At 63.8% G+C, this 11,980-nt stretch carries 11 protein-coding genes; 5 read left to right on the top strand and 6 right to left on the bottom strand.

The genetic code is table 11. The features are described 5' to 3' along the window. Nucleotides 1-163: 163 nt before the first annotated feature. The 4 genes from A9971_RS10220 to A9971_RS10235 all read right to left on the bottom strand — a co-directional run bounded on the left by A9971_RS10220 (nt 164) and on the right by A9971_RS10235 (nt 4,411). Nucleotides 164-1,996 carry an ABC transporter ATP-binding protein gene (locus A9971_RS10220; protein ID WP_015634574.1) on the bottom strand — a complete coding sequence of 611 codons (1,833 nt, stop codon included), beginning with the start codon at nt 1,994-1,996 and terminating at the stop codon, nt 164-166. A gap of 90 nt (nt 1,997-2,086) precedes the next feature. Beyond that, nucleotides 2,087-2,650, bottom strand: a complete 564-nt coding sequence (locus A9971_RS10225) for a peptidylprolyl isomerase A (RefSeq protein ID WP_011059880.1) — start codon at nt 2,648-2,650, stop codon at nt 2,087-2,089. A 3-nt stretch (nt 2,651-2,653) separates the two neighbouring features. After that, nucleotides 2,654-3,457: an alpha/beta fold hydrolase gene (locus A9971_RS10230; protein ID WP_011059881.1), complete on the bottom strand. Its 804-nt coding sequence runs from the start codon at nt 3,455-3,457 to the stop codon at nt 2,654-2,656. A gap of 30 nt (nt 3,458-3,487) precedes the next feature. Continuing rightward, nucleotides 3,488-4,411, bottom strand: a complete 924-nt coding sequence (locus A9971_RS10235; RefSeq protein ID WP_011059882.1) for a LysR family transcriptional regulator — start codon at nt 4,409-4,411, stop codon at nt 3,488-3,490. Between the two features lie 49 nt (nt 4,412-4,460). Between A9971_RS10235 and A9971_RS10240 the strand changes: the two genes are divergently transcribed. From A9971_RS10240 to A9971_RS10250, 3 genes are all read left to right on the top strand, one after another. After that, complete coding sequence (locus tag A9971_RS10240) at nt 4,461-4,775, top strand: hypothetical protein (RefSeq protein WP_011059883.1); 315 nt, start codon at nt 4,461-4,463, stop codon at nt 4,773-4,775. A gap of 158 nt (nt 4,776-4,933) precedes the next feature. Beyond that, the gene (locus tag A9971_RS10245; RefSeq protein WP_011059884.1) at nt 4,934-5,533 is read left to right on the top strand and encodes an FMN-dependent NADH-azoreductase; all 600 of its coding nucleotides are present in this window, start codon (nt 4,934-4,936) and stop codon (nt 5,531-5,533) included. 259 nt (nt 5,534-5,792) lie between these two features. After that, nucleotides 5,793-6,656, top strand: a complete 864-nt coding sequence (locus A9971_RS10250) for a carboxylate/amino acid/amine transporter (protein ID WP_041116582.1) — start codon at nt 5,793-5,795, stop codon at nt 6,654-6,656. Between the two features lie 89 nt (nt 6,657-6,745). On the opposite strand, the gene A9971_RS10255 is transcribed toward A9971_RS10250, so the two are convergent. Continuing rightward, nucleotides 6,746-8,044, bottom strand: coding sequence for a mechanosensitive ion channel family protein (locus tag A9971_RS10255; protein WP_011059886.1), 1,299 nt, complete (start codon nt 8,042-8,044; stop codon nt 6,746-6,748). A 193-nt stretch (nt 8,045-8,237) separates the two neighbouring features. Between A9971_RS10255 and A9971_RS10260 the strand changes: the two genes are divergently transcribed. Beyond that, nucleotides 8,238-9,578, top strand: a complete 1,341-nt coding sequence (locus tag A9971_RS10260; RefSeq protein ID WP_011059887.1) for a DEAD/DEAH box helicase — start codon at nt 8,238-8,240, stop codon at nt 9,576-9,578. Between the two features lie 61 nt (nt 9,579-9,639). Here the strand turns inward: A9971_RS10260 and A9971_RS10265 are convergent, their stop codons facing one another. Beyond that, nucleotides 9,640-9,915: a hypothetical protein gene (locus tag A9971_RS10265; RefSeq protein ID WP_183000555.1), complete on the bottom strand. Its 276-nt coding sequence runs from the start codon at nt 9,913-9,915 to the stop codon at nt 9,640-9,642. A gap of 312 nt (nt 9,916-10,227) precedes the next feature. On the opposite strand from A9971_RS10265, the gene A9971_RS10270 reads away from it, so the two are divergent. Then, nucleotides 10,228-11,970, top strand: coding sequence for a ShlB/FhaC/HecB family hemolysin secretion/activation protein (locus A9971_RS10270; RefSeq protein ID WP_183000556.1), 1,743 nt, complete (start codon nt 10,228-10,230; stop codon nt 11,968-11,970). Nucleotides 11,971-11,980: the final 10 nt, after the last annotated feature.

An 11,980-nucleotide genomic window follows, 5' to 3' on the forward strand; every position in this document is an offset into this window, starting at 1 on the left:
GCTCTGGCGCATTGTGCGGCAACTTTCTGTAGCTGATTAGCACCCTGTAGCCGCTGCCGCAGGACTCGCAAGGCGGCCGCCGCGTTTTACCAGACGAACCGCGAACTCCGGTTCTACGGCCCCTGCGGGGCCGATCGCAGCCTGCGGCAGCGGCTACAGAGGCTCAGTCGATGCCGACGAAGCCTCCGGTCTGGTGCTGCCACAGGCGCGCATACAGGCCGCCGTGGGCCAGCAGTTCGGCGTGGGTACCGGTCTCGGCGATGCGCCCCTGTTCCAGGACCACCAGGCGGTCCATGCGGGCGATGGTGGAGAGGCGGTGGGCGATGGCGATCACGGTCTTGCCTTGCATCAGGGTCTCCAGGCTTTCCTGGATCGCCGCTTCCACTTCCGAGTCCAGGGCCGAGGTGGCTTCGTCCATGATCAGGATCGGCGCATCCTTGAGCAGCACCCGGGCAATGGCGATGCGCTGGCGCTGGCCGCCGGACAACTTGACCCCGCGCTCGCCGACATGGGCGTCGAAGCCGGTGCGGCCCTGGGCGTCGGACAACAACGGGATGAACTCGTCGGCACGAGCCTTGCGCACTGCTTCCCAGAGTTCCTCGTCGGTGGCGTCGGGGCGGCCGTAGAGCAGGTTGTCGCGGATCGAGCGGTGCAGCAGCGAGGTGTCCTGGGTGATCATGCCGATGCGTTCGCGCAGGCTTTCCTGGGTTACCCCGGCGATGTCCTGGCCGTCGATGAGGATCTTGCCACCCTGCAGGTCGTAGAGGCGCAGCAGCAGGTTGACCAGGGTTGACTTGCCGGCCCCGGACGGGCCGATCAGGCCGATCTTCTCCCCCGGGCGGATCTCCAGGTTGAGGTCGCTGATGACCCGGTTGGCCTTGCCGTAGTGGAATTCCACATGTTCGAAACGCACGCCGCCCTGGGCCACCGCCAGCTTCGGTGCCTGCTCGCGGTCGGTGAGTTGCAGGGGCTGGGCGATGGTCTTCAGGCCGTCCTCGACCATGCCGATGTTTTCGAAGATGCCGTTGATCACCCACATGATCCAGCCGGACATGTTGACGATACGGATCACCAGCCCGGTGGCCAGGGCAATGGCCCCGGCGCTGATCAGCGACTGGCTCCACAGCCACAGGGCCAGGCCGGTGGTGCCGGCGATCAGCAGGCCGTTGAGGCTGGTGATGGTCACGTCCATGGCGGTGACCACGCGCCCGGCCAGCTGGCTCTTTTCGGTCTGCTCGGCGATCGCCTCGCGGGCGTAGCTCTGCTCGAAGTGGGTGTGGGCGAAGAGCTTGAGGGTGGTGATGTTGGTGTAGCCGTCGACGATTCGCCCCATCAGCTTGGAGCGGGCGTCGGAGGCGTCCACCGAGCGCTTCTGGATGCGTGGCACGAAGTAGCGCATGGCACCGATGAAGCCGGCGATCCACAGCAGCAGCGGGATCATCAGGCGCCAGTCGGCGTCGGCGAACAGCACCAGGGAACCGATGGCGTAGATGGTCACGTGCCACAGGGCATCGATCACCTGCACCGAGGAGTCCTGCAGCGAATAGCCGGTCTGCATGATGCGCTGGGCGATGCGCCCGGCGAAGTCGTTCTGGAAGAAGTTCAGGCTCTGGCGCAGCACGTAGCTGTGGTTCTGCCAGCGGATCAGGCTGGTCATGCCAGGGTTGATGGTCTGGTGCATCAGGAGGTCGTGCAGGCCCACCATCAGGGGCCGGAACAGCAGCGCCACCACCGCCATCCAGGCCAGCTCCAGGCCGTGGTCGGTGAACACCTGGACGCTGGGGGTGCCCTGGGCCAGGTCGATGATGGTGCTCAGGTAGCTGAACAGCGACACCTCGATCAGGGCCACGAACAGGCCCACCACCAGCAGGGCGACGAAGCTCGGCCAGACTTGCTTGATGTAGTGGAAGTAGAAGGGCAGGACCCGGTTGGGCGGGGTGGCGCTGGGAGCGTCGCGGAAGATGTCGATCAGTTGTTCAAAACGACGAAAGAGCATGGGGTCTGAAGCCCGGGGTACGGGCTCTCCTGTGCAGAAAACGGACGGGGCGCCGGGTAGGGCGCCGCCGTCGGGACAGGCTGCGAAGTATCAGTCGATACGCTTGGCCGACTTGATCAGTACCGGGTCGATCGGCACGTTCTGCATGCCCTGCTTGGTGGTGGTCTGGGAGTTGACGATCTGGTCCACCACGTCCATGCCGCTCACCACCTTGGCGAATACGGCGTAGCCGGCATCGCGGCCCGGGTCGAGGAAGGCGTTGTCGGCGACGTTGATGAAGAACTGGCTGGTGGCCGAGTTGGGGTTCGAGGTGCGGGCCATGGACAGGGTGCCACGCACGTTATGCAGGCCGTTGGAGGCTTCGTTCTTGATCGGGTCGCGGGTGTCTTTCTGCACCATCTGCGCGGTGAAGCCACCGCCCTGGACCATGAACCCCGGGATCACCCGGTGGAAGATGGTGTTGGTGTAGAAGCCGCTGTCGACGTAGTCGAGGAAGTTCTTGCTGGAGATCGGTGCCTTGACCGGGTCCAGTTCCACTTCGATCTTGCCGAAGCTGGTGTCCAGCAGGACGTGGGGCGCCTTGGCCGGTTGCGCGGCCATCAGGTTGGCCGCGAAGAGTACGGAGCCGGCGACGAGGGCGATTTTTTTCAGCATGGGTCAGTGATCCTGGGTGGTGGTGTCGACTGTGGTCATGAAGTCCAGCAGGGTTTGGTTGAAGCGCTGCGGCTGGTCCAGCGGCGTGGCGTGTCGGGAGTCCTCGATCACCACCAGCCGCGCGTCCGGCAGCAGTTTGACATAAGCCTCCTTGAGCGCCACCGGGGTGTAGTCGCGGTCGGCGCTGACGACCAGGGTTGGACAGGTGATTCGCGACAGACGTTCCTGAACCCCCCAACCGACGATGGCGTCGAAGCTGGCGAGATAAGCACGTTTGTCGTTTTTTGCCCAGCGCTCGGCCATCTTCTGTCGCAGCTCGCCCTGCTCCGGCTTGGGAAACAGCCGCGGGCCCAGGGCCTTGCCGATGGCGCTCGGGCTCAGCACCCGGGCCAGGCTCCAGCGCTTGAACCACTGCCAGTAGTCGTTGGCGCTGCGCAGCTTGACCTCGGGGCCGCTGTTGACGATGCACAGGCTCTTGAGCAACTGCGGCTGGTCGACCCCCAGCTGGAAGCCGATCATGCCGCCCATGGACAGCCCGACGTAGTGGGCCGGGCCCAGGTTCAGGTGCTCGATCAGCGCCACGATGTCGGCGGTGAAGCCTTTGATGCTGTAGCGCTCCCGGGGCTTGTCGGAGCGCCCGTGGCCGCGGATGTCCGGGACGATCAGCCGATAGCGGGCCGAGAGCGCGGGGATCTGTTTTTCCCAGTCCAGGGCGCTGGAGCCCAGGCCATGGACCAGCAGCAGGGGTTCGCCCCGGCCGTATTCCTCGTAGTGCAGGGTGCAACCTTCATGCTCGAAATAGGCCATGGCAGAACTCCTGTTCTGGTGGGTGGGGCGTCAGGCTTGCTCGGGGGCGGCAAAGGGCGCATCCAGGGGCGCGGTGTCGAAGGTGCGCAGCAGCTCCACGAGGATCTGCGTCGCCGGGCCCAGGGGTTTGTCCTTGTTGGAGTAAAGGTAGAAGGTCGGGTGGCGGCTGCCGCCCTGGTCCAGGGGCAGGACCTTGAGCAGGCCTTCGCGCAGCTCGCGCTCGATCAGGTGCCGGGGCAGCCAGGCAAAGCCCAGGCCGCTGCCGACGAAGGTCGCGGCGGTGGCCAGGCTGCCCACGGTCCAGCGCTGTTCGGCGCCGAGCCAGCCGACATCGCGCGGTTGCTGGCGGCCGGAGTCGCGGATCACCACTTGCAACTGGCTTTCCAGGTCCTGGAAATGCAGTTCCCGCTGCAGGCGGTGCAGGGCGTGTTCCGGGTGGGCCACGGCGACGAACTCCACCGAGCTCATCTCGGTACCCAGGTAGCCGGGAATGTTGAAGCCGCTGATGGCCAGGTCGGCCACGCCTTCGAGTAGCACTTCCTCGACCCCGGACAGCACTTCCTCGCGCAGGCGCACGCGGCAGCCACGGCTTTGCGGCATGAAGGCGGTCAGGGCGCGTACCAGGCGCGCGTTGGGGTAGGCAGCGTCCACCACCAGCCGCACTTCGGCTTCCCAGCCCTGTTCCATATGGTGGGCCAGGTCTTCCAGCTGGCTGGCCTGCTTGACCAGTTGCCGGGAGCGGCGCAGCAACACGCCGCCGGCTTCGGTGAGCACTGCCTTGCGGCCGTCGATGCGCAGCAGCGGCACGCCGAGCTGGTCCTGCATGCGGGCCACGGTGTAGCTGACCGAGGACTGGGACCGATGCAGCGCTTCGGCGGCCTGGGCGAAACCGCCGTGGTCGACCACCGCCTGCAGGGTGCGCCATTGATCCAGGGTCACGCGGGGCGCTTTCATGAGGGGCTCCTCTTGTCCTAAGCTGGCGCTCCTTACTGGAGACTGCCGAATGAGAAAATTCTGTTGTGTGTTGCTGGCTCTGTTGCCCTTGAGCGCCTGGGCCTATCCCATCGAAGTCGAGAAGCAGCTCAACGGCCAGAGCATCGATTACACGGCCTATGACACCGATGAAGACATCGGCTCCATCCAGTTGAACAACTACGGCAAGAGCGATGCGCTGTGCTCGGTGGTGTTTCGCAATGGCCCCGAAGCGCCGCGCACCCGCAAGGTGGAAGTCGCCGCAGGGCAGAGCAAGAACGTTACCGCCAAGTTCAATCGCAAGATCATCAAGCTGCGCCTGGACCTGACCTGCCAGGCCAAATGATCGAAGTGGGCCCGGCCCGGCCGGTTGCTGCAGGGCTGGCTCCGCTTATAAACGAATTTATTGATTGGTTATAGCAGTTATTTGCGCTTTTTCATCGATATCGCTCTGTTTAATCTGCGCTCCATCGACTTACGCATACCCCGATGGAGATTTGTGCCATGTCCCGCGTCCTGATCATTGAAAGCAGTGCCCGCCAGCAGGATTCCGTATCCCGCCAGTTGACCCAGACCTTTATCCAGCAATGGCAAGCCGCCCACCCGGGTGATTCGATCACGGTACGCGACCTGGCCCGCAACCCGGTGCCGCACCTGGATGCCAACCTGCTGGGGGGCTGGATGAAACCCGCCGAGCAGCGCAGCGCCGCCGAGCAGGACTCCCTGCAACGCTCCAATGAATTGACCGAGGAATTGCTGGCCGCCGACGTCCTGGTCATGGCCGCGCCGATGTACAACTTCGCCATTCCCAGCACCCTCAAGGCCTGGCTCGACCACGTACTGCGCGCCGGGGTGACCTTCAAGTACACCGACACCGGGCCCCAGGGCCTGCTCACCGGCAAGCGTGCCTACGTGCTCACTGCCCGCGGCGGTATCTACGCCGGCAGCACCGCGGACCACCAGGAACCCTACCTGCGCCAGGTGATGGGCTTTATCGGCATCCACGATGTGGAGTTCATCCACGCCGAAGGCCTGAACCTGGGGGGCGATTTCCACGAGAAGGGCCTGAACCAGGCCAATGCCAAGCTGGCCCAGGTGGCCTGAGCCGCGATTCTTGAGCCCAGGCGCCGCTCAGCGAAGGGCAGGGCGGCGCCGTTAATCCGCAGATAATCCACCGGTGTTCAAGTAGCGCCTGCGCATCCCCCTTCAAGCCGGTTCGCGCATCGAACCTCCCTTTGTACTGGTTGCTCCTTCAGTACCGACGCCCGATTGCACGCCTAGCGAGATCGGGCTTTTTTTTGCCCGGGATTTCATCTGAGGGGGCAAAACCGCTATCGTCGCCGCCATTCAAGACGAGGCGAACATGGGCTATCTACTTTTTGTCACGCTGATCCAGGCGTTTTCCTTCAGCCTGATCGGCGAATACCTGGCCGGGCATGTCGACAGTTACTTCGCGGTGCTGGTGCGGGTGCTGCTGGCGGGGCTGGTGTTCATTCCACTGACCCGCTGGCGCCGGGTGGCCCCGGCCTTCATGCGCGGCATGCTGCTGATCGGTGCGCTGCAGTTCGGCATCACCTACGTGTGCCTGTACCTGAGCTTTCGCGTGCTGACGGTGCCGGAAGTACTGCTGTTCACCATCCTCACGCCGTTGCATGTGACCCTGATCGAAGACGCCCTGAACCGGCGCTTCAACCCCTGGGGCCTGCTGGCGGCGCTGGTGGCGGTGGCAGGCGCGGTGGTGATCCGCTACGACAGCGTCAACCCGGACTTCTTCATGGGCTTCTTGCTGCTGCAACTGGCCAACTTCACCTATGCCGCCGGGCAAGTGCTGTACAAGCACCTGGTGGCGCGCTACCCCAGCGACGAGCCGCACTACCGGCGCTTCGGCTATTTCTACCTGGGGGCGCTGCTGGTGGTGTTGCCGGCGTTCCTGCTGTTCGGCAAGGCCCACTACCTGCCCGACGCGCCGCTGCAATGGGCGGTGCTGCTGTTCCTCGGCCTGGTGTCCACGGCCCTGGGCATGTACTGGTGGAACAAGGGCGCGTGCCTGGTGACCGGCGCCACCCTGGCGGTGATGAACAACCTGCATGTGCCGGTGGGGCTGTTGATCAACCTGCTGATCTGGAACCAGCACGAAGACCTGGGGCGGCTGTTGCTGGGCGGGTTGGTGATTCTGGGGGCGGTGTGGATCAGCCGCCGCGGCGCGGCGCCGCGCCTGAGGCCCTAACCTGTAGGAGCCGGCTTGCCGGCGAAAGGGCCCGCAAGCGTTGCGTCTGGCCGGCCAACGCCTTCGCTGGCAAGCCAGCTCCTACCGGGTTACAGAGCCTGCTTCTCTACCGTCGGCACATGGCTGGCACCCAGCACCGCGGGCAGCAGGCCGGCCCGCAGGTCGGTGCCGCTGGGCTGCTGGTACAGGTTCAGGCCGAATTCCGGCATCACCGCCAGCAGGTAATCGAAGATATCCCCCTGGATGCGCTCGTAATCCACCCACGCGGTGGTGCGGGTGAAGCAGTAGATCTCCAGGGGAATGCCCTGGGCCGTGGTCTGCATCTGGCGCACCATGCAGGTCATGTTCGGCTGGATTTCCGGGTGGCTCTTCAGGTACGCCAGGGCATAGGCGCGAAAGGTGCCGATATTGGTCATGCGCCGGCGGTTGGCCGACAGCGCGGCGACGTTGCCCTGGGCTTCGTTCCAGCTTTTGAGCTCGGACTGCTTGCGCCCGATGTAGTCGGTGAGCAGGCGCACCTTGCTCAGGCGCACTTCTTCATCGTCATGCAGGAAGCGCACGCCGCTGGCGTCGATGTACAGGCTGCGCTTGATCCGCCGGCCGCCGGACTGCTGCATGCCGCGCCAGTTCTTGAACGATTCGCTCATCAACCGCCAGGTGGGGATCGAGACAATGGTCTTGTCGAAGTTCTGCACCTTGACCGTGTGCAGGGTGATGTCCACCACGTCGCCGTCAGCGCCGACCTGGGGCATTTCGATCCAGTCGCCGACCCGCAGCATGTCGTTGCTGGTCAACTGTACGCTGGCCACGAAGGACAGCAGGGTGTCCTTGTAGACCAACAGGATCACCGCCGACATGGCGCCCAGGCCCGACAGCAGCAACAGCGGCGAGCGGTCGATCAGGGTGGCGACGATGATGATCGCGCCAAACACGTACAACACCATTTTCGCCAACTGCACATAGCCCTTGATCGAGCGGGTGCGGGCGTGTTCGGTGCGCGCGTAGATGTCCAGCAGGGCATTGAGCAGGGCGCTCAGGGCCAGGAGCTGGAACAGGATGGTGAAGGCCATGGCCAGGTTGCCGAGGAACAGCAGGCTGGTCTTGCTCAGCTCCGGTACCAGGTGCAGGCCGAACTGGATCACCAGGGATGGAGTCATCTGTGCCAGGCGGTGGAACACCTTGTTGTGGCGCAGGTCGTTGAGCCAGTGCAGGGCCGGCTGGCGGCCCAGCAGCTTGACCGCGTGCAGCACCAGGTAGCGTGCCACTCGTCCGACCAGCAGGGCGACCACCAGTAACAGGGCCAGGCCGATGCCGGCGTGCAGGAGAGGGTGTTGGTCGAGTGCTCCCCAGAGATCCTGGGTATTGAGCCAGAGCTGTTTGAAATCCATGGGCTAAAACGATTCTTCTATAAGGCACAGGAGGGGGATTAGAGCATTTAACCCTGGGAAAGTTACGGTTAAGGACAAATCGGTTAACAAAAAACCAACTCTTTGCCACCGTTTGCACAAAGAAACTCGGCCTTCGCGCTCGAAACCGGTACCCTATGCAGCTGTTTTTTTGCATATCTTCGAGGTAGCACCCGTGTTTTCCCAATTCGCCCTGCACGAACGCCTGCTCAAAGCCGTGGCCGAGCTTAAATTTGTCGAGCCGACGCCGGTGCAAGCAGCGGCTATTCCGCTCGCGCTGCAAGGGCGTGACCTGCGGGTGACGGCACAAACCGGTAGCGGCAAGACCGCGGCTTTTGTCCTGCCGATCCTCAATCGCCTGATCGGCCCGGCGAAGATCCGCGTCAGCATCAAGACCCTGATCCTGCTGCCGACTCGGGAACTGGCCCAGCAGACCCTCAAGGAAGTCGAGCGTTTCTCCCAGTTCACCTTCATCAAGTCGGGCCTGATCACCGGTGGTGAAGACTTCAAGGTCCAGGCTGCCATGCTGCGCAAGGTGCCGGACATCCTCATCGGCACTCCGGGGCGCATGCTGGAGCAACTCAACGCCGGCAACCTGGACTTGAAGGAAGTCGAAGTGCTGGTGCTCGACGAAGCCGACCGCATGCTCGACATGGGCTTTGCCGAAGACGTGCAGCGCCTGGTGGACGAATGCCCGAACCGCCAGCAGACCATGCTGTTCTCCGCCACCACTGGCGGCTCCGGCCTGCGGGAAATGGTCGCCAAGGTCCTCAACAACCCTGAGCACCTGCAACTCAACAGCGTCAGCCAGCTGAACGAAACCACCCGTCAGCAGATCATCACCGCCGACCACAACCAGCACAAAGAACAGATCGTCAACTGGCTGCTGGCCAACGAGACCTACCAGAAGGCCATCGTCTTCACCAACACCCGGGCCATGGCCGACCGCATCTACGGCCGCCTGGTGGCCCAGGACTACAAGGCTTTCGTCCTGCACGGTGAAAAGGACCAGAAGGACCGCAAGCTGGCCATCGACCGCCTGAAGCAGGGCGGGGTGAAGATCCTCGTGGCCACTGACGTCGCTGCCCGCGGCCTGGACGTTGACGGCCTGGACCTGGTGATCAACTTCGACATGCCGCGCAGCGGCGACGAATACGTGCACCGCATCGGCCGCACCGGCCGTGCCGGCAACGATGGCCTGGCCATCTCGCTGATCTGCCACGGCGACTGGAACCTGATGTCGAGCATCGAGCGCTACCTCAAGCAGAGCTTCGAGCGCCGCACCATCAAGGAAGTCAAAGGCACCTACAGCGGGCCGAAGAAGGTCAAGGCCTCCGGCAAGGCGGTGGGCGTGAAGAAGAAAAAGACCGACGCCAAGGGCGACAAGAAAAAGGCCGTGGCCAAGGCCCCGACCAAGCGCAAGACCGCCAACCGGCCAAAGAGCGACAGCCTGGTCAGCCAGGATGGCCTGGCGCCGCTCAAGCGCCGCAAGCCACAGGCCCCCGCCGCTGAATAAGCCTGGCGCCTGATGCAGATGAAAAGCCCGGACCTGGTCCGGGCTTTTTGCTTTGCGGGTGTCAGCTCTCGGCCTTTTTCTCGGCAGTGGCCAGTTCCTTGAGCCGCTGGTCGATCAACTGGCAATTGTCCGGCAGGTCCTTGCTGGAGGTGCTCAGGTCCATCTTCTGCAGTTCGGCGTTGATCTCCTTGGCCTTGGCCGGGTTCTGCTCGGTGATCTTGCTGACTTCCTGGGCCAGCTGTTCGCGCTTGGCGGTGGCTTCGTCCGGGGTGCAGGCCCAGGCGGGCAGGGCGAACAGCAGGCTGCTGGCGAGGGTAAGAATGCTCAGGTTCTTCATGGCGTAGGCCTCGTGATTCGGAACGGGCAGTCATCCGGTTGAGGCAGCGGAGGCAGGGAAAGTTCAGTTGGATTGAGCCGGTGGCCGCGGCTTTGATTGCCGTGCCTGATCAGGAATTCTTACTCGGCAATTCAGATGGATCTGATTTGCCGGCGCCGCCGATAGCTCTAGCATCCGGCCTTGTAGCAGGGCGCGTGCCCCGCAAAACCAGCCATCCATCGACGATGCTCGCGCTTAATTGACGTCAGAATGGTGGCACATTAACATCGCGCGCCCTTTCTCTACCCTTGCTGCCGTTTCGAAGGACCGAATATGTCTCTCTCCACCCTCGGGATGAGGTTGTGCTGTGCCTTGTCCTGCTTGCTGCTGGTCACTGCGCTGCCCAGCGCCACTGCCGCGCCGTTGCCGGGCCCGGCTTTCAACCCCGGCGACCAGGACCTGATCCGCGACCGCCAGAACCGCCTGCTGGAAGAACAGCAGCGGCGCCTCGAAGAACTCAAGGACCTGCCCGGCAAGAGCGCCGCGCCTGTAGCGCCCACGGCGCCGGCCGACAGCCGCTGCTTCCCGATCAAGGACATCCAGCTCAAGGGCGCCGACTCGCTGTCGGCTGCCGAGCGCGAGCGCCTGCTCCAGCCCTACATCGGCCAGTGCCTGGGGGTAGCGCAGCTCAATGAACTGCTCAAGGTCATCACCGACCGCTATATCGAAAAAGGCCTGGTCACCAGCCGTGCCTACCTGCCGCAGCAAGATCTCTCCAGCGGCCACCTGCAAGTGCTGGTGGTGGAGGGCAAGCTCGAAGGGCTCAAGGCCGCCGAAGACAGCAAGCTCAGTGCCCGTGAGCTGAACATGGCCTTCCCCGGCAGTAGCGGTGAGCTGCTCAACCTGCGGCAGATCGAACAGATGGTGGACCAGCTCAACCGCCTGCCGTCGAACCAGGCGCAGATGGAACTGGCCCCGGGCCAGGCCGTGGGCGGCAGCGAGGTCTTGGTCAAGAACAACGCGCAAAAGCCCTGGCGCGTTGGCCTATCACGCAGCAACGAGGGCCAGAAGAGCACCGGCGAGCAGCAGTGGGGCAGCTCCTTCGAATGGGACAGCCCCCTGGGGCTGGCCGACCAACTGGTGCTGCGCGGCGGCCACGACGCCATCAGCGACCACCAGAAAACCTCGCGCAACGCCATGCTCTATTACAACCTGCCGTTTGGCTGGTGGAACCTTAGCTACAGCTACAGCCAGAGCGAATACCGTTCCCTGGCCCAGGGCCAGGGCTTCAACTTCAAGCAGACCGGCGACAGCCAGAACCACCAGTTGCGCCTGGAGCGGGTGATCCATCGCGACGCCCTGAGCAAGACCTCGCTGAACAGCGGCCTGAGCTACCTGCGCACCAACAACTACATCGAAGACAGCAAGCTGAGTAACAGCAGCAACCGCCTCAGCGAAGCCCAGTTCGGCATCAACCACGGCCGGCGTATCGGCAGTGCCTTCCTCAACCTCGACCTGGGGCTGCAGGACGGTATTGGCGCCTTCGATGCCCAGCGCGAAAACCAGCGCGACAAATACGGCAATCGCCAGGCCAACGCCCGCTACCGCAAGTACACCGCCACCGCCAGCTACCTGCAGCCGTTCAAGCTGTGGGAAGAGTCCCTGGTGTTCAGCAGCCTGGTCACCGGCCAGCGCAGCGAGGACCTGCTGTTCAGCTCGCAACGCATGAGCCTGGGCAGCCAGTCCTCGATCCGCGGCTACAAGGACCAGAGCCTCAATGGCGACAGCGGCTACTACTGGCGCAACGACCTGCGCTGGACTCGTCCGGTGGGCTGGGACTGGCTGCGCCCGGTGTTCGCCGAATACGGCGCGGGGCTGGGCTATGACTTCGGCGCGATCCGCAACGACCGCTACAACGCCGAGCAGCATGGCCGGGTCTCCAGCGACTCCATCGAATTCTTCGCCCGGGGCAAGCACCTTGCCGCCAGCGTGACCTTTGCCCATTCCCTCGAACGGCCCGAAGCCCTGAGTGAACGGGAAGCCCCGATCTATTTCCGCCTGGATCTGTTCCTTTAACTCCGCTCTT

The sequence above is a fragment of the Pseudomonas sp. UME65 genome, from assembly GCF_014170225.1.
GTDB lineage: Bacteria > Pseudomonadota > Gammaproteobacteria > Pseudomonadales > Pseudomonadaceae > Aquipseudomonas > Aquipseudomonas protegens.